This is a genomic window from Nonomuraea sp. NPDC023979, from assembly GCF_040639085.1.
Taxonomy (GTDB): Bacteria; Actinomycetota; Actinomycetes; order Streptosporangiales; family Streptosporangiaceae; genus Nonomuraea; species Nonomuraea ceibae.
Genome location: NZ_JBEZZG010000005.1, coordinates 1 through 21,333, shown reverse-complemented (window position 1 = coordinate 21,333; position 21,333 = coordinate 1). Strand labels below are relative to the sequence as shown.

Annotated in this window: 25 protein-coding genes; 14 read left to right on the top strand and 11 right to left on the bottom strand. The window is 71.9% G+C overall.

Annotated elements, in window-relative coordinates:
• Positions 1-53 precede the first annotated feature (53 nt).
• Positions 54-1,634: a heparinase II/III family protein gene (locus AB0G11_RS11675; RefSeq protein ID WP_357585462.1), complete on the top strand. Its 1,581-nt coding sequence runs from the start codon at positions 54-56 to the stop codon at positions 1,632-1,634.
• 36 nt (positions 1,635-1,670) lie between these two features.
• On the opposite strand, the gene AB0G11_RS11670 is transcribed toward AB0G11_RS11675, so the two are convergent.
• The 6 genes from AB0G11_RS11670 to AB0G11_RS11645 form a co-directional block, all read right to left on the bottom strand.
• Complete coding sequence (locus tag AB0G11_RS11670; RefSeq protein ID WP_219502776.1) at positions 1,671-2,360, bottom strand: FCD domain-containing protein; 690 nt, start codon at positions 2,358-2,360, stop codon at positions 1,671-1,673.
• Between the two features lie 174 nt (positions 2,361-2,534).
• On the bottom strand, positions 2,535-4,424 hold the full coding sequence (locus tag AB0G11_RS11665; RefSeq protein ID WP_357585460.1) for a sialidase family protein: 1,890 nt from the start codon (positions 4,422-4,424) through the stop codon (positions 2,535-2,537).
• Between the two features lie 139 nt (positions 4,425-4,563).
• Entirely contained in the window at positions 4,564-5,805 is a 1,242-nt protein-coding gene (locus AB0G11_RS11660; protein WP_219502783.1) for a DUF6596 domain-containing protein, read from the bottom strand.
• Positions 5,802-6,131, bottom strand: a complete 330-nt coding sequence (locus AB0G11_RS11655; RefSeq protein WP_357585458.1) for a YciI family protein — start codon at positions 6,129-6,131, stop codon at positions 5,802-5,804. Before AB0G11_RS11655 ends, AB0G11_RS11660 begins: the two co-directional genes overlap by 4 nt.
• A gap of 43 nt (positions 6,132-6,174) precedes the next feature.
• Complete coding sequence (locus tag AB0G11_RS11650) at positions 6,175-6,795, bottom strand: dihydrofolate reductase family protein (protein ID WP_219502789.1); 621 nt, start codon at positions 6,793-6,795, stop codon at positions 6,175-6,177.
• 257 nt (positions 6,796-7,052) lie between these two features.
• Positions 7,053-7,679, bottom strand: coding sequence for a methyltransferase domain-containing protein (locus tag AB0G11_RS11645; RefSeq protein ID WP_357585456.1), 627 nt, complete (start codon positions 7,677-7,679; stop codon positions 7,053-7,055).
• A 70-nt stretch (positions 7,680-7,749) separates the two neighbouring features.
• Between AB0G11_RS11645 and AB0G11_RS11640 the strand changes: the two genes are divergently transcribed.
• The 3 genes from AB0G11_RS11640 to AB0G11_RS11630 all read left to right on the top strand — a co-directional run bounded on the left by AB0G11_RS11640 (position 7,750) and on the right by AB0G11_RS11630 (position 9,761).
• Entirely contained in the window at positions 7,750-8,190 is a 441-nt protein-coding gene (locus AB0G11_RS11640; RefSeq protein WP_357585454.1) for a MerR family transcriptional regulator, read from the top strand.
• Between the two features lie 144 nt (positions 8,191-8,334).
• Positions 8,335-9,069 (top strand): hypothetical protein, encoded by a 735-nt coding sequence (locus tag AB0G11_RS11635; RefSeq protein WP_357585452.1) that lies wholly within the window; start codon positions 8,335-8,337, stop codon positions 9,067-9,069.
• 197 nt (positions 9,070-9,266) lie between these two features.
• On the top strand, positions 9,267-9,761 hold the full coding sequence (locus AB0G11_RS11630; protein WP_246644403.1) for a GNAT family N-acetyltransferase: 495 nt from the start codon (positions 9,267-9,269) through the stop codon (positions 9,759-9,761).
• Positions 9,762-9,827: 66 nt separating this feature from the next.
• Here AB0G11_RS11630 and AB0G11_RS11625 read toward each other — a convergent pair whose 3' ends face one another.
• Positions 9,828-10,262 carry a hypothetical protein gene (locus AB0G11_RS11625; RefSeq protein WP_357585450.1) on the bottom strand — a complete coding sequence of 145 codons (435 nt, stop codon included), beginning with the start codon at positions 10,260-10,262 and terminating at the stop codon, positions 9,828-9,830.
• A gap of 219 nt (positions 10,263-10,481) precedes the next feature.
• On the opposite strand from AB0G11_RS11625, the gene AB0G11_RS11620 reads away from it, so the two are divergent.
• A complete protein-coding gene (locus AB0G11_RS11620; protein ID WP_308125683.1) occupies positions 10,482-10,964 on the top strand; it encodes a carboxymuconolactone decarboxylase family protein in 483 nt (160 codons plus the stop codon).
• Here AB0G11_RS11620 and AB0G11_RS11615 read toward each other — a convergent pair.
• On the bottom strand, positions 10,938-11,120 hold the full coding sequence (locus tag AB0G11_RS11615; protein ID WP_357585448.1) for a hypothetical protein: 183 nt from the start codon (positions 11,118-11,120) through the stop codon (positions 10,938-10,940). The two genes, AB0G11_RS11620 and AB0G11_RS11615, sit on opposite strands and share 27 nt — an antisense overlap.
• Positions 11,121-11,210: 90 nt before the next feature.
• Here AB0G11_RS11615 and AB0G11_RS11610 point away from each other — a divergent pair, with 90 nt between their 5' ends.
• Positions 11,211-11,366 carry a hypothetical protein gene (locus AB0G11_RS11610; protein WP_357585446.1) on the top strand — a complete coding sequence of 52 codons (156 nt, stop codon included), beginning with the start codon at positions 11,211-11,213 and terminating at the stop codon, positions 11,364-11,366.
• Between the two features lie 55 nt (positions 11,367-11,421).
• Positions 11,422-12,582, top strand: a complete 1,161-nt coding sequence (locus AB0G11_RS11605; protein WP_357585444.1) for an alpha/beta fold hydrolase — start codon at positions 11,422-11,424, stop codon at positions 12,580-12,582.
• Positions 12,583-12,598: 16 nt separating this feature from the next.
• Here the strand turns inward: AB0G11_RS11605 and AB0G11_RS11600 are convergent, their stop codons facing one another.
• A complete protein-coding gene (locus AB0G11_RS11600; RefSeq protein WP_219502807.1) occupies positions 12,599-13,363 on the bottom strand; it encodes an SDR family oxidoreductase in 765 nt (254 codons plus the stop codon).
• Positions 13,364-13,431: 68 nt separating this feature from the next.
• Here AB0G11_RS11600 and AB0G11_RS11595 point away from each other — a divergent pair, with 68 nt between their 5' ends.
• Positions 13,432-14,049 (top strand): helix-turn-helix domain-containing protein, encoded by a 618-nt coding sequence (locus AB0G11_RS11595; RefSeq protein ID WP_357585442.1) that lies wholly within the window; start codon positions 13,432-13,434, stop codon positions 14,047-14,049.
• A gap of 6 nt (positions 14,050-14,055) precedes the next feature.
• Here the strand turns inward: AB0G11_RS11595 and AB0G11_RS11590 are convergent, their stop codons facing one another.
• Positions 14,056-14,268 (bottom strand): hypothetical protein, encoded by a 213-nt coding sequence (locus AB0G11_RS11590; RefSeq protein ID WP_357585440.1) that lies wholly within the window; start codon positions 14,266-14,268, stop codon positions 14,056-14,058.
• A 135-nt stretch (positions 14,269-14,403) separates the two neighbouring features.
• Between AB0G11_RS11590 and AB0G11_RS11585 the strand changes: the two genes are divergently transcribed.
• Positions 14,404-14,691: a Fe-S cluster assembly protein HesB gene (locus AB0G11_RS11585; protein ID WP_219502815.1), complete on the top strand. Its 288-nt coding sequence runs from the start codon at positions 14,404-14,406 to the stop codon at positions 14,689-14,691.
• Here AB0G11_RS11585 and AB0G11_RS11580 read toward each other — a convergent pair.
• On the bottom strand, positions 14,688-15,284 hold the full coding sequence (locus AB0G11_RS11580; protein ID WP_219502817.1) for a hypothetical protein: 597 nt from the start codon (positions 15,282-15,284) through the stop codon (positions 14,688-14,690). The genes AB0G11_RS11585 and AB0G11_RS11580 overlap by 4 nt on opposite strands.
• 122 nt (positions 15,285-15,406) lie before the next feature.
• Here AB0G11_RS11580 and AB0G11_RS11575 point away from each other — a divergent pair, with 122 nt between their 5' ends.
• From AB0G11_RS11575 to AB0G11_RS11555, 5 genes are all read left to right on the top strand, one after another.
• Positions 15,407-16,705 carry a tetratricopeptide repeat protein gene (locus AB0G11_RS11575; RefSeq protein WP_357585438.1) on the top strand — a complete coding sequence of 433 codons (1,299 nt, stop codon included), beginning with the start codon at positions 15,407-15,409 and terminating at the stop codon, positions 16,703-16,705.
• A gap of 98 nt (positions 16,706-16,803) precedes the next feature.
• Entirely contained in the window at positions 16,804-17,571 is a 768-nt protein-coding gene (locus tag AB0G11_RS11570) for an ABC transporter ATP-binding protein (protein ID WP_219502821.1), read from the top strand.
• On the top strand, positions 17,556-19,376 hold the full coding sequence (locus AB0G11_RS11565; protein WP_357585436.1) for a hypothetical protein: 1,821 nt from the start codon (positions 17,556-17,558) through the stop codon (positions 19,374-19,376). Before AB0G11_RS11570 ends, AB0G11_RS11565 begins: the two co-directional genes overlap by 16 nt.
• 36 nt (positions 19,377-19,412) lie before the next feature.
• Positions 19,413-20,621: a sensor histidine kinase gene (locus AB0G11_RS11560; RefSeq protein WP_357585434.1), complete on the top strand. Its 1,209-nt coding sequence runs from the start codon at positions 19,413-19,415 to the stop codon at positions 20,619-20,621.
• Positions 20,618-21,238 (top strand): response regulator transcription factor, encoded by a 621-nt coding sequence (locus tag AB0G11_RS11555; RefSeq protein ID WP_219502830.1) that lies wholly within the window; start codon positions 20,618-20,620, stop codon positions 21,236-21,238. Before AB0G11_RS11560 ends, AB0G11_RS11555 begins: the two co-directional genes overlap by 4 nt.
• Positions 21,239-21,333: the final 95 nt, after the last annotated feature.

Sequence of the window (21,333 nt, the reverse complement as noted above, 5' to 3'; positions counted from 1 at the left end):
CTCATCCCCGCGCGGCGCGTGGCTGCCGCGTGCCCGAAATCAGGAGCCATGACGTGTTCTGGCATGCCCGCACGACCTCAGGCAAGGCCATCTGCCTGAGCGACCAGTTCCCGCTGAGCAACGTGGAGGAGGTGATGCTCGGGCGCGTCACGTTCGCCGGGCAGCCGCCGGTCGATCTCGGCGCGGTCGTCGACTGGACGGCGAACCCGCACGGCAACCGCTCTTGGGCGCTGAACCTGCACGCGTTGCGCTGGGCGGGCCGCCTGATCGCCGAGTACGAGCGTTCGGGGGAAGCGGCGTACCTGCGACGGGCCACCGACCTGGCCGGGCAGTGGGCGCGGGCGAACCCGCGCGGCGGCCGCGGGGTCAGCCCGTGGGCCTGGGCCGAGCATCCGGTGGCGTTGCGCGCCCCGGTGCTCGTCTGCCTGAGCGAGCACGTCCGGGCCCGGTGGCTCCTGGACTGCCTGGCCGAGCACGGCGAGGTCCTGGCCGATCCGGCGCTCTACCGCGCGGGCCACAACCACGGCCTCGACCAGGACATCGCGCTCCTGGTCGTCGGCTGCCGCCTCGGCCGGGCGAAGTGGCGGGACCTCGCCATACACAGGATGACCGCCTCCGCCGAGCTCGCCGTCGACGACCAGGGCGCGCTGCACGAGCAGGCTCCCCGCTACGGCCTGTACGTGCACCGGCGGCTCGGCGTGGCGCTGCGGGCCATCAGGGAGAGCGGCGCCGAACCGCCCCCGCGGCTGGTGGCCAGGAGGTCCGCGCTGGAGGCGTACGTGGCCCACGCCACCCAGCCCGACGGCCGCCTCGTCCCCATCGGGGACAGCCCGGCCGACGCCCGCGCGACCGGGTTCGCGCAGGAGGGGCCGGTGGTGCGGGTGTTCGACGCCGGGTACGTCTTCGGCCGCACGGCCTGGAACGATCCAGAGTCGGCCTACTACTCGATCCGGTTCGGGCCGGGACGCGCGCTGCACGGGCACGAGGACCACCTGGGCGTCACCTACAGCGCCCAGGGGCACCGGATCCTGGTGGAGGCCGGTTTCCACTCCTACGAGCGGACTCCGTACGTGGACTGGACGCGCTCGCCGGAGGCGCACAACGTGCCCGTCGTCACCGGTGTCTTCCGGCCGGGCACGCGCACCCATCTCCTGGAGTCGTCGATCGGGCCCGCCCGCCAGTGCTTCGAGCTGTCCGACGACGCCTACGGGGTGCCCAGAACCAGGCGGGTCCTGGTCAGCCACGCGCCGGACCTGCTGGCCGTGCACGACAGCGTGCCCGCCAGGTCCCTGCGCAGCCTGTGGCACTTCGATCCCGCGCTCACGCTCGTCTCCCGGACCGGCGGCGCGGTGGTGCTGGGCGACGGGGACTGGCGGGTGACGCTCCTGCAGTTCCCCGCCGATGGCCTGCGGCTGCGCACCGGGACGGTCTCGCCCGGCTATCTGCGCACCGCCGGGACCGTCACCGTGGAGTCGGCGGAGGCGGCCGACGTCCTGACCCTGATCGTGCCGGGCGCCGCCGCCCCCGAGGTCACGATCTCGGGCTCCGAGCTGACCGTCGGGACGCCCGGCGGCCCGGTCACGATCGACGGCGGGAGGGGAAGACGACTCGCGTTTCGTCGAGCTATCCGCTGAATCGCCCGGCGGCGGGGCGGCGGGCGGCCTTGGGGGTCAGGTCGGCGCGGGTGACGGCGGCGCCTTCGCCCGCGCGATGCGCGCCTTCACGTCGCGGAAGTGCAGCCGCATCGCCTCCCGGGCGGCCTCGGCGTCCCGCGCCCGGAGCGCCGTCACGATCCGGCGATGGTTGACGACGATCTCCTCGGTCCGCTCCTCCGGCGGGCCGAGCGTCGGCTCGACCTCGTGGTAGACGTCCCAGAACAGGCCGATCAGCTGCAGCACCAGCTCGTTGCCGCTCGACTCGTACAGCAGCGCGTGGAAGGCCCGATCGGCCTCCCGGTCGCGGTCCATGCCGTTCACCAGGGCGTCCAGCGCGGCGAGCCGGGCGGCGCTGGCGGTGCGGGCCACCTGGCCGATCAGCCCCGTCTCCAGCAGCTCGCGGACCTCGACCAGATCGCGCAGCGCGTCGATCCCGCCGCCCGGCCCCGAGCGCACCTGGAAGGCGAGCGACGGCGTCAGCACGTCGAGCGACGCGTGCCCGACGAACGTCCCGTGGCCGTGCCGGATCTCGACGATGCCCAGGGCCCGCAGCGCCCGTACGGCCTCGCGGACGCTGTTGCGGCTCGCGCCGAGCAGCTCCATCAGCTGCACCTCGGTCGGCATCGGCGATCCGGGGGCCAGCCCGCGTTCGTGGATCAGGGCGACGATGCGCTCCTGAAGCGACGCGCCGTCACGCGCAGGCATGCTGCCTCCAGGCTCGGAAGACGTTGTGGTCGAACATCCCACCTCTCGGTCCCGGACGGCCAGGCGGTACGGAAAGTTTACGACGACTGCACGGCCTGGCCACCGGATGAGCCTCGGTCGTTCACCACCCGCGCAGGACATGGGATGTCCTGCGCGGGGCGATGACTCGTTTTCTCAGTTCACGTGGTCGAACGGGAGCCGCAGCCCGAGCCGGCCGCCGATCGGCAGGTTCCGCTCGCGGATCAGGTCCAGCTCCGTGCCGCTGAGGGCGCGGCGGTAGACCCGCAGCTCGTCCAGCGTCCCGCGGAAGCGGTCCGCGCCGTCCATCCGCTGGCCGACGTGGATTCCGCCGATCCCGAACTCCTTGCCGAGAGTCAGCGAGCCGGCCGGCGCCGCCGCCGCCGACACCTGCACGCCGTCCACCATGAGCCGCAGCTCGCCGCCGGCCCGCTGGAGCGCCACGAAGTGCCACTGCCCGTCGTTGTACGCGCTCGGCGACTGGACGGTCACGTCGTACCGGTCGACGGAGAGCACCGCCCGGATGCGGTTGCTGGCAGGCTCGGCCCGCAGCCACAGCCCCGGCGGGTTGGTGCCCCGGTCCACCCGGTGGAACCAGAGGATCGCGTGCGAGCCGGTCTTCTCCGTGTAGCGGACCCAGGTGGTCAGCGTGAAGTCCTTGCCGCCCAGGTCGATGGAGTCGTCGAAGGCCACCTCCACCCGGTCGTCCACCCGGTCCAGGGCCAGCCCGCCGCCGAAGCGCCCGTCGGCGGGCTGCGCGCCGCCCCGGACGTACGCCGCGTTGCGGTGCGGCGAGGTGTCCGGCGTCGTCGGGCCGGGCTCCGGCGGGCCGGGGATGCCGGGCGGGGTGCCGTTCGGCGTCTCCAGGTACGCCTCGTTGAACCGCGCGAACCGGATCTGCTCGTACGGCGAGACGCTGCCCGCCTCGTACATCAGGGCCGCCTCGTCACCGTCCAGCCGCACCATGTCCGAGTACGCCGACGGTCCCCAGTGGAAGACCTTGCCCTCGTCCCACGTCTCGAAGCTGCGGGCCTCGTCGTAGGACGACTTGATGCCCATCGCCTCCCGGGCGCCCGGGTGCATCGGCGAGGAGAAGAGGATGCGCTCGTCGTCGAAGCGCAGCAGCGACCCCTGGACGTCGGTCGTCGCCAGCGCCGGCACGGTGCGGAACGGCGCGTCCCACGTCCTGCCGCCGTCGCTGCTGGTCGCGTACGCCCGGCTGCCCTCGTCGGTGCCGCGCTCGCGGGCCGAGGCGTAGATCCGCCCGTCGGCGAGCTCGACGACGGTGACCTCCTGGGCGATGACCGTGCCGTCGTCGCGGGCCGTCTCGGCGCCGATGTTCCAGGTCACCCCGCTGTCGTCGCTGTAGAGCAGGTGGGTGCCGTACACGTGCTTGCCGACGCGGTCCCAGCTCTCGAAGCTGGCCCCGACGACCAGCCGGCCGGCGTGCGGGCCGGAGGTGAGCTGGATGCCGTGCATCGGGCCGGTGGCGTACCAGAAGTTCCACTCCGGGCGCTTGCCCTCGGTCATCTCCCTGGCGGCCGACCAGGTGGCCCCGTGGTCGTCGCTGAACTGGACCCACGGGTCGCGGTCACAGCCGTTCGGGCACGGCTCGGCGCCGTTGCGGGTGCTCACGAGCACGACCCGGCCGGTGCGCCCGTCGACGATCGGCACCGGGTTGCCGTGGGTCGTGCCGTTGCCCTCCGAGATCACCTGGATCGGTCCCCAGGTCCGGCCGCCGTCGGCGGAACGGCGCAGCACGAGGTCGATGTCCTCGTCGTCGCCGCAGTCCTTCACCCTCCCCTCGGCGAACGCCAGGACCATGCCGTTCGCCGCCCGCACCACGGCGGGGATCCGGAAGCAGCTGTAGCCGGAGTCGCCCCGGTTGTAGATCACCTGCTCGTCCACGAACGGCGCGCTGTCGCCGGTCGCGGCGGCCGGCGCGGCGAACGCGCCGACGAGTAAGCCTGCGAGCGCCATCACGGCGCCCGCCCGGCGCCGCAGGAAGCGCCCGGTACGGCTCTCCGGGGGATAGCCATCGTGCATGTCTTCGCCCTTCTGGCTGGAGTAGCTGGGGGAGAAGACATCCTACGTCCAACGTCGGATGTCACAACAGATGGTTAACGTAGAATGTCCGCCAGAAAACGGGCCGGATCTCCAGGCGCCGGCACAGCGCCCGCGGGCGCTACCGGAGCCGGTCGCGGCGGCGGGTCAGGGCCGCGGTCTCGGCGGTGTTGCCCGCCAGCTCGATGGCCCTGTCGTACGCCGCGCGCGACTCCCGGCCCCGGCCCAGCCGGCGCAGCAGGTCGGCGCGGGTCGCGTGGTAGGCGTGGTAGCCGGCCAGCTCGGGCTCAAGACGGTTGACGGCCGCCAGCGCCACCTCCGGGCCGTCGAGCTCGGCGACCGCGATGGCCCGGTTGAGGGCGACGACCGGCGAGGGGTCGAGGCGGACGAGCTGGTCGTACAGGGCGACGACCTGCGACCAGTCGGTGTCGCGCACGTCCCTGGCGGAGGTGTGCACGGCGTTGATCGCCGCGAGGATCTGGTAGCGGCCCGGAGCCGCCCCGGCGGCGGCAGCGGCGAGACGCTCGCGCACCAGCTGATGGCCCTCGGCGATCAGCGCCGCGTCCCAGGCCCCCCGGTCCTGCTCGTCGAGGGCGACCAGCTCGCCGCCCGCCGAGACCCGGGCGGTGCGGCGCGCCTCGGTGAGGAGCATCAGCGCCAGCAGCCCGGCCACCTCGCCGTCCTCCGGCATGAAGGTGCGGAGCAGGCGGCCGAGCCGGATCGCCTCGGCGGTCAGGTCGGGGCGTACGGGATCGGTGTCGGGGCCGGTCGCCAGGTAGCCCTCGTTGAAGACGAGGAAGAGGACGGCGAGCACGCCGGAGACGCGTGCCGGCAGGTCCTCGGCGGACGGCACCCGGTAGGGGATGCGAGCCGCCTTGATCTTGGCCTTGGCCCGGGTGATCCGCTGCCCCATCGCGGTCTCCCGCACCAGGAAGGCACGGGCGATCTGGGCGACGGTCAGGCCGCCGACCAGTCGCAGCGTCAGCGCCACGCGGGACTCCATCGCGAGCGCCGGATGACAGCAGGTGAAGATCAGCCGGAGCCGGTCGTCGTCGATGGCTCCGAGAGGCTCGGCCGGGTCGTCGTCGTACAACAGCTGGGCCTCCTTCTGCTTGTCCGCGCGCTTGCTCTCGCGCCGGACCCGGTCGATGGCCTTGCGGCCGGCCGTGGTGGCCAGCCAGGCGCCAGGGCTGGGAGGCACGCCGTCGGCCGGCCACCGCTCGACAGCGGCCGCGAACGCCTCCGCCGCCGCCTCCTCGGCGACATCGAGGTCCCCGAACCGCCTGGCCAGCGCGGCCACCACGCGCGACCACTCCTCGTGGTGGGCCCTGGTGATCGCCTCACGGACGCCGGCCACGGTCACCCGCCCAGGAACGGCCGTACCTCGACCCTCCGGTTGCACGCCTTGGACCCCTCGGCGGCGAGCTTGAGCGCCACGTCGAGGTCGGGAGCCCTGATGATCCAGAGGCCGGCGAGGTACTCCTTCGACTCCAGGAAGGGCCCGTCGGTGAGCATCGCCTCCCCGCCCCGGTTGTCGATCACGGTGGCCGTGCCGGGCGAGGCCAGGCCGCCGGCGAACACCCAGTGGCCCTCGGCCACCAGCCGGTCGTTGAACGCGTTGATGGCGGACATCTCGTCCGGCGTGGCCGAGGCGGTCCTGTCGTCGATCACGGAAACCAGGTACTGCATCTCAGGTCATCTCCTGCGTGACGGTCGGTCGTACGAGGGGCGGCTATGACGCGAGGTCCGGGCCGGCGTACCGCGGGCGCCCGGCAGGGCGGTAGACCTGGCACGTGATGCCGCTCGCGAACGCCCGGAAGCCGACCAGGTCCAGCGCCAGGTCCGGGCCCGTGGCGGGGAACAGCCGCGTGCCCTGGCCGACGACCACGGGATAGGTGAACAGGGTGATCTCGTCGACCAGGCCCTCGTCGAGCAGCCGGCGGACCAGCGCACCGCTGCCGTGCACCTGCAGCTCACCGTCCCGCTCGGCCTTCAGCTCCCGCACGGCGTCCACGGCGTCGCCGGACAGGACGGTCGTGCCCGCCCATCCCGGGTCGGTGAGCGTGGCGGAGGCCACGTACTTGGGCCGCGCGTGCAGGGGGCCGCCGATGGGGTTGCTCTCCGGATCCGGCATCACGCCCCAGGAACCGGCGAAGATCTCGTACGTCCGCCGGCCGAACAGGAACGCGTCGGCGCGCTGGTAGATCTGCCCGAGGAACGCCTCGGCCTCACCGTCGAACAACGGCAGGGCCCAGCCGCCGCGCTCGAACCCGCCCCTGCGGTCCTCGTCCGACTGCCCGAGTCCCTGCATCACGCCGTCGACGGATACGTTCGTGATGGTCGTCAGCTTCATGCTCGTCATCCTTCTCTTCCTCGGCCCTGGGGACATCCCTCGTGGGCGCCCTCTCACACCTTCAACGAACAGCCCCGGCCCGATCCGACAGGGACGTTTCTCTGAATCTCCGGGTTTCTCACTCCGCGGTGACCGTGGCGAGGCCGGACCGGTAGGCGGCGATCACGAGCTGGGCGCGGTCTCGGGCGTGGAGTGGCGGACCATCCGCCCGCACGGCGTCCCTCCCCTGGTCCACCTCGTACGGCGGGCCGCGGCCGTCATGGGTGACGGCCGGCGCCGGCCGGGTTGTCGGCGAGCACGCAGGCGACGGGCGGGTCGAGGTCGAGGGTCTCGACCCGGAGGCGGGTGAAGCCGGCCTGGGTGAGCAGGTCCTGGAGCTCCTGGGCGGCCCGGGCCGTGGTGTCCCGGTTGGCGCCCGGGCTGCGCGGCTGGCTGACGAGCGCGATGCGGCCTCCGGGGCGGAGCAGGCGGCGCAGCTCGGCGAGCCGCTCCACCGGGTTCGGCCAGAACCCCGCGGAGTTGACGGCGAGGACGGCGTCGAGCGGGTCGCCGAAGCTCGGCAGCCGCTCCACGGAGGCCTGTGTGAGGCGCACCCGGCGGGCGCGGACGGCGGCGGCGTTGCGGCGGGCGGCCTGCCGGACCATGGTCAGGGAGTGGTCGACGCCGAAGACCTGGCCGTGGGTGGCCCGGCGGGCGAGCTCGGCGATGGCGATGCCGGGACCGAACCCGATCTCCAGCACCCGGTCGGTGGGCCGCACGTCCAGCAGCGACACCGCCCACCTGTTGCGCTGCCGGTTGGAGGGGCGAAGGGCGAACATCCAGCTCGTCGCCCACCCGACGACGCCTCGGGGGCGATGGGCCTGGCCCACCAGGTATCTGATCACGCGCTGCTTGAAAGACGTATCCGCTGTTCGCATGATCGCCAGTCAATGGCTTCAAGTATGCTTGAAGTCAATGGGCGAGCAGTTGACGATCGGCGAGCTGGCGAGCCGCACGGGTGTCGCCACCTCCGCCCTGCGCTACTGGGAGGAGTTCGGCCTCCTGCCGGCGCCGGCCCGGATCTCGGGCCGGCGGCGTTACCCGCCGTCGGCGGTCGAGCTGGTCGGCGTGGTCCTGCTGCTGCGCGACGCCGGCTTCACGCTGCGGGAGATCAGGGCGTTCGTCGCGTCACGCGCACCGTCCGACGACGGATGGCGCGAGCTCTACCGGCGCAAGCTCGCCGAGCTGGACCGGCGGATCGCCCAGGCCCAGGTGGCGCGCACCGCCATCGCGCACGGCCTGGCCTGCCCGCACGAGGACCTCTTCGCGTGCGCCAACTTCACCGGCGGGATCGCGGCGCTCCTGTCGGGATCCTCGCTCGAAGAGGCACACGACGAGATCCACTCGCACCCCTGACCGGATGAACCCTTCAGGCCGTCGGCGCGTCCCTCAGATATGAAGGGATCACGTTGGACCGTCATCGCGTTGCTCGCGGCGTTGTGCGCCTGCGGTCAACCCGGTGCCGGCGCGGCGCCCACGGCGGCCGGGACCGAGACGATCGTGTTACCGAGGGCCGATCAGCCCGCACCGCATCGGCCCACTCTGGAACGGCTCGAACGAGAGGCGGCGTCGTCGGGCCGGCCCCTGGAGGAGGTCGTCAAACGGTACGCGACCCGGCTGGCCGCCACCTCGTCGCCCAGGCCGACGGACTTCGACGGGTACGACCCCGCGGTGACCGAGCCGGACGTGACGATCGACGGCATCCCCTACGCCGAACTGGCCGACCTCGTGAACGTCGCCAGATCGCAGGGCATCTCCTACGAGGAGGCCATCGACCGCTTCGGCTCACAGACGGCCAACAACCGGGTGCTCGACAAGCTCCACAAGGAGTTCCCCGGCGAGCTCTCCGGCATCAGGTACGTCGACGACCACCGAGGGCTGCGCATCGGCTTCAAGGGGCGCGTCCCGGCTCGCGCGATCGAGCTGGCCAGGACCCTTCCCACGGAGGTCACGCTGATCGGCGGCAAGGGATTCTCGTCCGCCGACCTCCAGCAGGCCCACGACACGGTCGTCAGCTGGCTCCGTTCCCGGCCCGAGGTGGCCACGATGACCTCGCACACGGATGAGGAGACCGGCAAGGTCAAGGTCACGATCCAGCCAAAGGCGATGCCGGACGACGAAGAGGAGTTCGAGCGCGGGCTTCGGCTCCCCCGGCCGGACAATCCCCGCATCACCATCGAGGTGACGCTCTCCGCCGATTCTGTCGCCGTCCGGCCGCTTCGCGTGCAGTCATGACGTTCTCCTCGGCGTACGGGTGCCGCGCAGGTGGCTCATGCCGGGGACGAGGAGCAGGCAGGGCGGGATCACCAGCACCAGCCCCGATCTCCCCCAAGGCACGTCCGTCATGGTCCGGCCGCGGTGGGCGGGCCATGATCGAATCTGCTAGTGTCTGCTTTCCGGTCGGATGTTGATTCCGGCCGGAAGGTCTATGTATGACCACTATCAAGGCAACCGTGCGGCCCATCAACGCCGCGGACCGCCCCATCATCGAACGCCTCTGGCTCATGTTCCGCCACGACATGGCGGACTTCCAGGGCGGGCTGCCCAGCCCCGACGGCACCTATCACAGCGACCGGCTGCGCACGGCGCTCGAGGACGACGAGTGGACGGCGTACCTGTTCACCAGCGGGGACCGGCCCGTCGGGTTCGCGTTCGTGCGCGCGCTGTCCGGCCCGGCGCGCGTGCTCAACAGCTTCTTCGTGGTACGCGGCGCGCGCCGTTCCGGGGTCGGGATGGAAGTCGTGCGAGACGTGATCTCCCGGCATCCGGGGCCTTGGAGGATCGCCTTCCAGGAGGCCAACACGGCGGGCGCGGCGTTCTGGCGTCGCGTCGCCACGGAGATCGCCGGTGACGCGTGGAAGGAGGAGCCCGCGGCCGTCCCTCCGGACGTGTGGATCTCGTTCACCGCCCCTGACCAGGGCCGGTAGAGCGATTGGGCGAGACCCCGCCGGCGCCTGCCGGCGGGGTCTCGCCTGCATCCCCCAGATGGCTGATCAGCCGCCGCACAGGCTGTGCCAGCGGTTCACCCACTCGATGTTGGTGACCACCGAGCCCCAGTTGCGCCAGCCGCCCGGCATCGAGCCGGCGTCGGCGAGGCCGTAGTGCAGGCACTTGCGCTGCTTGCTGCTGAGCTCGGGGCCGCTGCCGCTGTCGGTGTAGTACTGGTAGGTGACGATGACGTGGTCGGCGCCGTTCGGCTCGGACTCGCCGTTGTTGAAGAAGGAGCGGATGCCCGAGACGTTGCCGCTCCAGTTGCCCGCCTTCTCCAGCTTGAGCGTGCCGGTCTGGCCGGAGCCGCTGTAGAAGCAGACGTAGCGGTAGTTGCAGTCGCCGGCGTCGTCCGCGCTTGCGGCGGGCGCCATCGCGAGGCCCAGAGCGGCGGCGGTCGCTCCGGCGGCGGCGATGCTGATGATGCGTCGAAGAGTCATGCGGATGAAGCTACGGATGACCGCTTTGGATCGACTTTAGTTCCGCTGTGCCGAGGGGGGAATCCCGGCGATCGTGAAAGCGCCCTTGTCCTCGTGACGCCCGGTGGGTGGCGGCGGGGGCCGCGGCGCGCACATTCTTGGGCCGAGCGGTCACCTTCGTCCCCTGCGCTCCGTCAGTGCAGCAGTGATCCAGCATTGGAACCGAGAAGGGACAACCCCGTGACCACCACCCAGTCGCGTCTGCCGAACCCCGCCGTGCTCGTCCCCGAGCTCAAGGACATCGGCGGCGCCCTGTACAAGGCCACCGGCAACGGCACGATCCCGCAGACGACCATCAGCCTGGTCCAGCTGCGCGCCGGTCAGCTCGCCGGCAGCACGTACCTGACGGTCCTGCACACCGGCAACCTCCGCAAGGCCGGCGCCGCCGAGGAGAGCATCACCGCCGTGGCCTCCTGGCGCGACGCGCCCTACTTCACCGACGCCGAGCGCGTCGCGCTGGAGCTGGTCGAAGCCGTGCTCACGCCGAACCCGGCCGGCGAGCGCGTCCCCGACGAGCTGTACGCGAGGGCGTCCGAGCACTACGACGACCAGGCTCTGGCCACGCTCATCATGGCCATCGGCCAGGTCTGCTTCTTCCTCCCGCTCGCCCTCATCGGCAAGCCCCTGCCCGGCGTGTCACCGGCGGAGCAGTGGCGGCAGTAGCGCCCGGACCCTAGGCGGTGACGTCGTGGTGTTCAGCCAGGAGGTGCCGCGTTCGTAGAAGTGCCGTAGGGCCACCGGCATGAGGAGGTTGCGCAGCCGGCGGGCGACGGGACCGGCGATCTTGGCGTCGCGGTTGGCGGCGGCGGACCTGACCATCTTGGCGATGCGGGCCCGGCGCCGCCGGGCGTAGTCGGCCAGGGCGTCGGGGACGTCGGCGCGCTCGAGCGCGCGGGCCAGGAGACCAGGTTGAACGTCCCGGGTTCGACGTCGGGGCCGTCGGCCACGCCGGAGGCCGAGTACAGGCCCGCGTACGCCGGCTCGGGGGCGCCGGGGTCGAGGATGCGCCTGGTCGCCGACCTGCTCCTCCACGGCCTCACCGGCCCCACGGACCCGCCCGCCTGAGCCCGGGGCGCGGGGCTCTTGACCTTGACGTAACGTCAAGGTCTTTCATGAGGCCATGAAGATCCGCTCTGATCGGCGCCACGGCGTCCGGCGTGTCCCGCGGGGCAGCCTCGATCTGGCCTACGTGCGTGCGGGGCGGCGGGGGGCGACGCCGCTGCTGGTGATCCCGGGAGGGCCGGGGCTGGGCTCGGTCGTCCCGTATCGCCGGCTCAGGCGCCTGGCCGCCCACCGGGGATTCGACGTGATCATGGTCGAGCACCGGGGCGTCGGCTTCTCCCGGCGTGACCGTACCGGCATGGATCTGCGGTGGGAGGATCTCACCGTCACGGCGGCGGTCGAGGACCTGGTGGCGGTGCTCGACGCGTGCGGCGTGGACCGGGCCGTCGTCTACGGCACCTCCTACGGCGGCTATCTCGCGCAGGTGCTCGGCGCCACCCACCCGGAGCGCGTGTCCGGCATGGTGCTCGACTCCACCTACGCCTCGGCCGACGACTTCGACCTCTGCCGGGCGTACCTGCGAAGGCTGCTGTGGGACGGCGACGAGCCCGAGACCAGGGGCGTGGCGGCGGCGCTGCGCGCCCTGGTGGAGTCGGGCAAGGTCACGGACGAGGACACGGCCGTCGTGGTCCCGCTCGCCTACGAGCTCGGCGGGGTTCCGCTGCTGTCCAAGCTGCTCATGGCGGTGGACAAGGGCAGGCGCGGGCTCTGGGACCGGCTGGCCGCCCTGGTCACCGGCGAGACGACCCGGGTGCGCCCGTACGTGATGGAGTTCGACCTCGCCGGGGTGATCAACTTCCGTGAGGCCTACGCGCTGAAGCCGGACGGCCTGCCCCTGGACCCCGCCCTGCCGTACGCCTCCATCGCCGGCCGGTTCCCCGCCTTCACCGGTGAGCCCGTCGACGCGCCCGCCGCTCTGCGGAGCTTCACCTGGCCTGTCGCCGTGGTGTCCGGAGCCAGGGACCTGCGGTCCATACCGGCCGTCGCGCAGCGGATCAGCGAGCTGACTCCCCACGGCGTGCTCGTGCCCTTCGACGGGCTGGCGCACAGCATCCTGGACAACCATCCCGCCGCGGCGCTGGCCGTCGCCCGCACGGTGACGGAGGAGGACCTGCGTCTGCTGCCCGCGCGGACGGCTCGCCTGGCCGCCCTCCCCGGCCGAGGCAAGGCGGCGCTCGCCGGCCCGCTGATGAACCTCATGCTGGCCGGAAGCGCCTGAGGCCGGCGCGGCGAGGTCAGGCGCGCGGCCCCAGGAACAGGCCGCCGCTGGCGTCGACGACCTGGCCGGTGATCCATCGGGCGGCGTCGGAGGCGAGGAAGGCGACCACGTCGGCGACGTCGTCGGCGCTGCCGAGGCGGTCGAGGGCCGTGGATCCGGCGATGAAGCCGGCCAGGCCGGGCGCGTCGAAGACGGCCGCGTTGGCGGGGGTGCGGGTGGCGCCGGGGGCGACGGCGTTCACGGTGATGCCCCGGACGCCGAGCTCGTTGGCCAGGGTCAGGCTCATGGTCTCGATCGCGCCCTTGGTCATGGCGAAGGACGTCTGGGCGGGGTTGGCCATGCGGGTCGCGACGGACGAGATCGTGACGATCCGGCCGCCGTCGCGCATCAGGGGCAGGGCGCGCTGGATGATGAAGTACGGCGCCCGTACGTTCACGGCGAACAGGTGGTCGAACTCGGCCCGCGTCGTGGCGCCGAGCGGACCGGCCGGCTGCGCTGCCGCGTTGTTGACCACGATGTCGAGGGGCCGCCCGGCCAGAACGGCCTCGACTCCCGCGAAGAGCTCGTCGACGTCGCCGTCCACGCCCAGCTCGGCCCGGACGGTGACAGCGGTCCCGCCGTCGCGCTCGATCCGGCCGGCCGTCGCCGTCGCGCCGTCCGCGTCCGTGCCGTAGTGCACGATCACCATCGCTCCCCTGCCCGCCAGCCGGGTCGCGATCGCCTGGCCGATGCCGCGCGAGGCGCCGGTCACCAGGGCCGTCCTGCCGATGAGATCACTCATGTCCACCACTCCTGACTGTTAGCGACTACCGATTTGGTAGTGACTATCACGATGGTAGTGTCTAACACATGCCGGAGCAGCACTCAACCCTGCGAGCACGACGACGGGCCCAGACGCGGCGCACGATCCAGGGGCACGCGATACGGCTGTTCAGCGAACGCGGCTACGACGCCACGACCATGAACGACGTCGCCGACGCGGCCGGAGTCTCGCCCATGACCGTCTACCGGCACTTCCCCACCAAGGAAGACCTCGTGCTCGTCGACGAGCACGGCAGGCTCATCGCCGAGCGGATCGCCGCGTCGCCCGCCGGCCTGCCCCTGGTCCGCCGCATCGGCGGCGCGCTCGTCGACGCCGCCACGGCCCTGACCGGCGACGACATGGCAGCGGACCGGCAGTTCCTGCTCGCCCGCCTCCAGCTCATGATCTCCACGCCCGCCCTGCGGGCCAGGCACCTGGACAACCAGTACGCCCTCCAGCAGGCCATCATCGGCGCCCTGGCGAACGATCCCGCCGACCCCGACGCGGCGTTCCGGGCCCAGGCGGCGGCGAGCGCCTGCCTGGCCGCCCTCCACACGGCGATGGTGCGCTGGGCCGAGGACGACGGGCGGACCGATCTGCCCGCCCTGATCGGCAGGGCCCTCGCGGCCGTCTTCGGCGACGACGTCGTCAGCCCAGCACGATGACCGGCCTCACAGGAACAGGAAGCCGACCGCCGCGGCGGCGATGAGCGTCCCCAGCAGGAGGGCGAGGGCGATCTCCCGGGTGTCCGCCCGCCCTTCGCACCTGATCCAGGCCAGATAGACGGCTGTCACCGCCAGCGTGGTCTCCATCTCCGCGACAGCGAACCGCCATTGGAAGGCGGTCGCCAGCACCACCCACCCGCCGTGCCGGCCCTGGCGCATGGCCCGCTACCTGCGGGCGCCCCAGGCTCGCGTGTCGTAATTGACACCATTTGCACCCACTTGGGGTTATTGGGCTCTCCTGTGCGGGCAGGGCTTCAGAAGCAGTAGCGAGCGGACAACCCGGGAGGAGTGGCCGTGCTCACGCTGACCACCGACGCGGTCGCGGCGATCCGCGATCTGACCACACAACCCGAAACTCCGCCGGACACCGGGCTGCGCATCGCGGCCTCCTCCACCAACGGCTCCGACAGATCTCTGGAGCTGTCGGTCTCGGGCGGCCCGCACCCGGAGGATCAGATCCTCGAGGCGGAGGGCGTACGGGTGTACCTCGAACCGAGCGCCGCCTCGTTCCTGGACGACAAGACCCTCGACGCGGAGATGGAGGACGACCGGCCGTCCTTCCGGATCATCCCCCGGACCTAAGAGCGCGGCCCAGGCGAGCCCGTCCCGCGCCTGTCGAACTCGTCGGGCGTGCGGACGCCGTCGTCCAGGACCGCCGTGTAGATGTCGTAGCTGCTGACACGCGGCCCGCCCCGAGCCGCCAGGGCACGTTTGATCAGCAGGATCGCGGCCCTGCTCTCGTCGGTGAGGCGGGGTCGCAGCGTGCGCAGGTGGACGGTGCTGGGCTGGCGGTCGGGCTGGTCGATGAACCACACGTCCAGGTTCCAGTCGTTGCCGTCCGGGGCCCGGTAGTGCACGCCGAGATAGACCCCGTCGGGATAGAGCGGATCGACGTTCCACGCGCCCGTGTCGTCGCGGATCTGCACCTGCCGTACCCGGGGGTGCAGGACGAGGCCTGCGCCGAGGCGTGAGATGTCCGCGATGGTGTGCTCGTCGAGTGCCGCGCAGGTCACGTCGATGTCGAGGTCGCGGGTGACCATCAGGCCCAGCGCCGCGCTGCCCACCCGCGCCGGCGCGCCGATCTTCCCGAGGGCCGCGGCCAGGCCCAGATCGTCATAGGCGGCGTCCGCCGCGGCCTGCAGCTCCCTCTGTTCGCGCAACAGTTCGCCGGTCACGACGCAAGGCTACAAGCGGTGCGGCTTCGCGTGCGCCGTGACATGACGATGACACGGCGCTGACCCGGCGCGCACAAGGCCGGTCGATAGTGAAGGGGCCTGAATCGAAAAAGGAGAATGCCTTGCGCAATGGCCGAGAATGGGACCGGCGTTCGCTGCTGCGGGGCGCCGCCGTACTGGCCGGTGCTGCGGCGACCGCGCCACTGGCGGGCGGCGCGGCGCCGGCGCTGGCCGACGGCGGTGACGCGGATGCGCTGTTCCGGGCCGGGGAGTTCGAAAGGGCCGGCCGCGCGTACGAGGAAATGCTGAAGAAAGACCCGGTGAATGTGCACGCGGCCCGCCGGCGCGGTTATGTCGCGCTGCTGTCCAACCAGTTCCAAGACGCGGAGAAATATCTCAGGAGAGCCGTCGAGCTGGCGCCCGACGACAAGGAGGCCAACCATTTCCTGGCCGACTGTTACACCCGGCAGGACAAGTTCTCTCTCGCCGTGCCGCGATGGCGGGCCGCCGGTGAGGAAGGCTACGCCACGTTGTTCGCGGCGTTCCGCGGCGAGCCGTACCAGATCCACGGCGACGTCGGCCGGGTGCCGTGGCGGCAGCTCGACCCGGCGCCGATGCTGCAGGCGTCGCTCAACGGCGGACCGCCGATCAACCTGTCGTTCTACACGCGCGTCGCGCAACTGGGCGTGTCGCAGAAGGCGGCGGAGGACGCCGGGATCCGCGCCGTGACCGAGGACAAGCTGGAGTACGAGGGCAGGACCATGACGATCTGGTCCGGGATCCTGGACTCCTTCCGGCTGGGCGGCATCGAGCTGCGCAACATCCCCGTGGGCTGGTCGGACGACGACGGCCCGGGCATCGGCGACGGACTGATCGGCACGTGGATCCTGTACCACTTCCTGACCACCGTCGACTACGCCGGCCGGTCGCTGATCCTGCGCCGCAGGACCCCCGAAACGGCCAGGGCGGCCCGCGCCGCCGCCGCACGGTCCGGCGCCGAGCCGCTGCCGCTGTGGCTGGCCCCCGAGCACCTGCTGTTCACCCGGGGCAGCATCACCGGCGCCATCGGCTCCGGCCCGCGCGTGGTGGCCCTGAACCTCGGCGGGACCGGCGAGATGGCCGTGAGCATGCCCGCGGACACGGTCGAACGGTTGCGGATCCGTACCGACCACGACCGCCCGGTGGAGGCTTTCGCCGGCGGGCAGCCGGTTGTCAGCCATCCCTGCTACCCGGAGGAGGTCCGCCTCGGCAGCGCCGCCGCCCACGACGTCTACTGCTACGCCGACGACCGGCCTGCGCTCGGCCGAGAGGGCTTCGACGTGCACGCAAGCTTCTCGCACAGCTTCTTCAAGCCCTACCACGTCACCCTCGACTTCACCGGCATGACCGCCTACGTCGCCCGGGGCCGCGCCACACCGTGAACGGGCCCGGCATCAACCGATCGGTTGATGCCGGAATCCACCACCCCGCTCTCCGCCCGGACGATCCGCCGCCCCGGCATCCGGGCGAAGCTCGAGTCATGCCAACCACCCGGGAGCCCGCTCTCCGCACCACCGGACTCCGCAAGGTCTTCGGCGACCACGTGGCCGTCGACGACGTCGACCTCACCGTGCCCGCCGGATCGTTCTACGGTCTGGTCGGGCCCAACGGCTCCGGCAAGACCACCACCCTGGCCATGTCCGTCGGCCTGCTGCGCCCCGACGCCGGCAGCGCCGAGATCTTCGGCGTCGACGTCTGGCGTGACACCGTGCGCGCCAAGGAGCTGATCGGCGTGCTGCCCGACGGCAACGCCATGCCGGAACGGCTCACCGGCCGTGAGGTCCTCACCTACCTCGGGCTGCTGCGGGGCATGGAGCCGGCCGTCGTCGCCGAGCGCGCCGACGAGCTGCTCCGGGTCCTGGAGCTGGACTCCGCGGAGCGGACGCTGGTCATCGAGTACTCCACCGGCATGCGCAAGAAGATCGGCCTGGCCATCGCCCTCCTGCACGCGCCCCGCCTACTCGTCCTGGACGAGCCCTTCGAGGCCGTCGACCCCGTCTCCGCGGCCACGATCAGGACCATTCTGCGCAGGTTCGCGGGCAACGGCGGCTCGGTGATCATCTCCAGCCACGTCATGGCCCTCGTCGAACAGCTCTGCGACCACGTGGGCGTCATCTCCGACGGCCGCGTCGTGGCCGCCGGGCCGCTGGCCGACGTACGCGGCGGCGGGAGCCTGGACGACGCCTTCGTCGATCTCGTCGGCGCCCGCACCGGAGGAGCGGAGGGGCTGGCATGGCTCACCTCCTGACCCCGGCCCCGGTGGCCGCCCAGCACATGGTCCGCATGCGGCTGGCGATCATGCGCAACTCCCTGCGCGGTGACGACGCCGCCAACCTCACCGCCGGCGTTTCGCTCGGGGTGCTCCTGGCCATCGGAACGATCGCCGTCGCCGTCCTGTGGCCCCCCTACCTGCCTCTCACGCTGGCCGGCTGGCTCTCCGGCTGGATCTTCGGCCCCCTCCTCTTCGGGGGCGGCAGCGAGGCTCTCCGCCCCGAGTACTTCTCCATGCTCCCGGCCACGCCGCGCCAGGTCGCGGTGGCGCTGCTCGCCGGGGCCTTCGCCGGCCCCGCGCCCGCCGTCAACCTCCTCGCCCTGATGTCCCTGCCCGTGTACGGGTGGCGCTTCGGCCCGGTCGGAGTGCTCGTCGGCCTGGTGGCCGCGGTCAGCACACTGATCACCATGGTGATGATCTCCCGCGTCTTCGTGGCGCTCATCGGGCTGTTCGTCAGGTCCCGGCTCACGGCGACCACCGTCGGCGTGCTGATCGGCACCGCCATCGCCCTGTGCAGCAACGGCTGGGCGCTCGCGGCGGCGCTGGGCGGCACCGACACCGCCGCGTGGTTCGAGACCGTCTTCCGCGTCCTGCCGTCCGGATGGGGCGTGGCCGCCGTCGAAGCCTCGTGGCCCCTCGCCCTCGCCATCCTCGTCGCGGGCGCCGGCGTGATCGGCCTCCTCCTGGCCGTCTGGGCCCGGCTGCTGTCGCGGCGTGTCGTCTCAGCCGTGCGCGGCGGTGTGCCGTCCCGCCGCGGCACGCCCCGGCCCCTCCCCGCCACCACCAGCGGCGCCCGGATCACCGCCGCCAAGGAACTGCGCGCCTGGTGGCGCGACCTCGTCCGCATCCAGCTCCTCGCCACCGCCTTCTCCTACGCGATCGTCACGCCTCTCCTGCTTCTCGCCATCGACGCGTGGATCATGGTCCCGTTCACCGGGCTCATCGCGATCGTGATGGCCGCCTCGTCCTCGGCCAACCTCTACGGCGCCGACGGGACCGCCCTCTGGCTCACCCTCATGACCCCGGGCGCGGAGCGCTCCGACGTCCGCGGACGCCAGCTCGCCTGGCTCCTCGCCGTCGGGCCGCCCGCGGTGCTCCTCTCCCTGGCCGGCACGCTCGTCAGCGGCGAGAGCTGGGCCTGGCCGTGGGTGCTCGGCCTGCTCCCCGCCCTCCTCGGCGGCGGGGCCGGGCTCATCGTCCTGCTCGGCGTCACCTCGCTGGTCCCCGGCACCGACCCGCACAAGCGCGGCGGCAACCCGCTCAGCACCGGCGCCGACGAATCCGCCGAGACCGGCATCGCCTGGCTCGTGCTCATCGCGGTCCCCACCACCGCCCTGCCCGCGGCCGGGGCCATCCTGTATCACCCGCTGGCCGGCATCGCCGCCGGTCTGCTGACCGGCGCCCTCAGCATGTGGGGATTCGGCAGGATCGCCTACCGCAGGCTCGAGTCCCGCGGGATCGAGTTGCTCAACCTCATGAAGCACGGCCCGGCGCCCACGCCCGACAAGCCCACCACCGCGGACCTCCCCGTCCAGCACCGCATCGGCGTCATGATCTGCCACCTCATCGCCTGGCTTCCCCTGTTCCCCCAGGGGGTCGCGCCCCTGTTCATGAAGATCTTCGGCGTCGAGGGCCCCTCATGGTTCCTCGCCCTTCATCTCCCGTCGATGTGGCAGTGGCCCACGATCATCGCCATGATCGCCACCGGGTTGCTCATGTACGGCTACGCCTTCCTGATCCCCATGCGCCTAAGCTCTTCCTCAACGGCCCCTACCAGCTGAAATCCGTACGTTTCCCGAGAGGAGGGCATGCTCCGGATGAACGACCCCTTCCCGCTCTCCCCTTGGGAACGACGCTTCGAGAACGCCGTCGAGATCGTCCCCTACGTCACCCTCGCCGTCTCCCTCGTCATCAGCCTGGCCTCCCCCGACCAGCCTCCAGGCGGGATCGCCCGCACCCTCGGGCTCGCCGCCCTGGCCCTCGCCTGGATCGTCGGGACCCGCACCCTTCTCCCCGCCGCCGTGCGCCGGCGCCGGATTTACGTCACCGTTCACTTCCTCGGCGTCCTGGCCACCGCCGCGCTGCTGACCTTCCACGACCCCATCTTCGTCATCTACTGCATCTCCGGCTTCTTCCTCGCCGCCCACTTCGCGCCCTCCAGGTGGACCTTCGCCGCCGTCGCCACCACCTCCTGCATCCTGTACGGGTCGACGCTCGACTGGAGCCAGGCCACCCTCCAGCTCATCGCCTTCTACCTGGTGATCATCGCCGTGCAGACCATCGCCATCGGCGGCGGCTCCATCGCCGGCCTCAAGATCGAGGAGCGGCAGCGCAAGTACCGGAAGGCCGCCAGCGACCTGCAGACCGCCATGGCGGAGAACGCCGACCTCCACGCCCAGCTCCTGGCCCAGGCCCACCAGGCCGGGATACTCGACGAGCGCCAGCGCATGGCGCGCGAGATCCACGACACCCTCGCGCAGGGCCTCACCGGCATCATCACCCAGCTCCGCGCCGCCCAGCGCGTCGAGGATTCCGACGCCCACATCGCCCGTGCGCTCACCCTCGCCCAGGACAGCCTCACCGAAGCGCGCCGCTCCGTCTCCGCCCTCCAGCCCCACCAGCTAGAGGACGCCCACCTGCCCGAGGCCATGACCACCCTGGCCCGCGGCTGGTCCGAGAGCACCGGCGTCGACCTCCACGTCGAGGTCACCGGCGACCGCGTCCCCCTCAGCCCCGCCATCGAGGTGACCCTGTTCCGCGTCGCGCAGGAAGCCCTCACCAACGTCGCCAAGCACTCGGGCGCCACCCGCGCCGGCCTCACCCTCTCCTACACCGGACCGGTCGTGCTCCTCGACATCCGCGACAACGGCACCGGCATCCACCACCCCAACAGCGAAGGATTCGGACTCAGCAGCATGAGACAACGCGTACGCGGCGTCGGCGGCTCCCTCGAATTCGAGACCACGCCCGGCGAGGGCACCGCCGTCAGCGCCACCGTCCCCGCCATCCAGGGGGATCGGCGATGATCCGCCTCCTCATCGTGGACGACCACCCCATCGTCCGCGACGGCCTGCGCGCGGCCTTCGACGCCGAACCGGACATCGACGTCGCCGGCGAGGCCGCCAACGGCCGCGAAGGACTCGAACGCGCCGCCGCCCTCGACGTGGACATCGTCCTCATGGACCTGCGCATGCCCGAGATGGACGGCGTCAGCGCCATCACCGCCCTGCGCCGCTCCCACCCGCACATCAAGGCCCTCGTCCTGACCACCTTCGACGGCGACTCCGACGTCCTGCCCGCCATCGAAGCCGGCGCCACCGGCTACCTCCTCAAGGACGCCCCCACCGACGAGCTCCTGCGCGCCGTCCGCGCCGCCGCCGCGGGCGAGCCGGTCCTGTCCCCCTCGGTCGCCGGCCGCCTGATGGGCCAGGTACGCCGACCGGCCAAGGCCGCGCTCACCGACCGCGAACTCCAGGTCCTCACCCTCGTCGCCGACGGCGCCACCAACCGCCAGGCTGCCGCCAAGCTCTTCATCAGCGAGGCCAGCATCAAGACCCATCTGCTGCACATCTACGACAAGCTCGGCGTCCGCGACCGCGCCGCCGCCGTCGGCGAGGGCTACCGCCGCGGCCTGCTCGGCTAGCTAGATCGCTGATGTGAAATTTGGGTTAGTGATCGTAGGCGATCAGGGATCGTTTCACGGGTGCGCCGATGTTCCAGTTGTGCCAGATGACAGCG

What these genes read in the sequence shown, in the direction of transcription:
- AB0G11_RS11670 (WP_219502776.1), bottom strand. Translation starts at nt 2,360, where the DNA reads ATGCCTGCGCGTGACGGCGCGTCGCTTCAGGAGCGCATCGTCGCCCTG.
- AB0G11_RS11665 (WP_357585460.1), bottom strand. Translation starts at nt 4,424, where the DNA reads ATGCACGATGGCTATCCCCCGGAGAGCCGTACCGGGCGCTTCCTGCGG.
- AB0G11_RS11655 (WP_357585458.1), bottom strand. Translation starts at nt 6,131, where the DNA reads ATGCAGTACCTGGTTTCCGTGATCGACGACAGGACCGCCTCGGCCACG.
- AB0G11_RS11650 (WP_219502789.1), bottom strand. Translation starts at nt 6,795, where the DNA reads ATGAAGCTGACGACCATCACGAACGTATCCGTCGACGGCGTGATGCAG.
- AB0G11_RS11640 (WP_357585454.1), top strand. Translation starts at nt 7,750, where the DNA reads ATGGGCGAGCAGTTGACGATCGGCGAGCTGGCGAGCCGCACGGGTGTC.
- AB0G11_RS11630 (WP_246644403.1), top strand. Translation starts at nt 9,267, where the DNA reads ATGACCACTATCAAGGCAACCGTGCGGCCCATCAACGCCGCGGACCGC.
- AB0G11_RS11625 (WP_357585450.1), bottom strand. Translation starts at nt 10,262, where the DNA reads ATGACTCTTCGACGCATCATCAGCATCGCCGCCGCCGGAGCGACCGCC.
- AB0G11_RS11615 (WP_357585448.1), bottom strand. Translation starts at nt 11,120, where the DNA reads ATGGTCAGGTCCGCCGCCGCCAACCGCGACGCCAAGATCGCCGGTCCC.
- AB0G11_RS11605 (WP_357585444.1), top strand. Translation starts at nt 11,422, where the DNA reads ATGAAGATCCGCTCTGATCGGCGCCACGGCGTCCGGCGTGTCCCGCGG.
- AB0G11_RS11600 (WP_219502807.1), bottom strand. Translation starts at nt 13,363, where the DNA reads ATGAGTGATCTCATCGGCAGGACGGCCCTGGTGACCGGCGCCTCGCGC.
- AB0G11_RS11595 (WP_357585442.1), top strand. Translation starts at nt 13,432, where the DNA reads ATGCCGGAGCAGCACTCAACCCTGCGAGCACGACGACGGGCCCAGACG.
- AB0G11_RS11590 (WP_357585440.1), bottom strand. Translation starts at nt 14,268, where the DNA reads ATGCGCCAGGGCCGGCACGGCGGGTGGGTGGTGCTGGCGACCGCCTTC.
- AB0G11_RS11570 (WP_219502821.1), top strand. Translation starts at nt 16,804, where the DNA reads ATGCCAACCACCCGGGAGCCCGCTCTCCGCACCACCGGACTCCGCAAG.
- AB0G11_RS11565 (WP_357585436.1), top strand. Translation starts at nt 17,556, where the DNA reads ATGGCTCACCTCCTGACCCCGGCCCCGGTGGCCGCCCAGCACATGGTC.
- AB0G11_RS11560 (WP_357585434.1), top strand. Translation starts at nt 19,413, where the DNA reads ATGAACGACCCCTTCCCGCTCTCCCCTTGGGAACGACGCTTCGAGAAC.
- AB0G11_RS11555 (WP_219502830.1), top strand. Translation starts at nt 20,618, where the DNA reads ATGATCCGCCTCCTCATCGTGGACGACCACCCCATCGTCCGCGACGGC.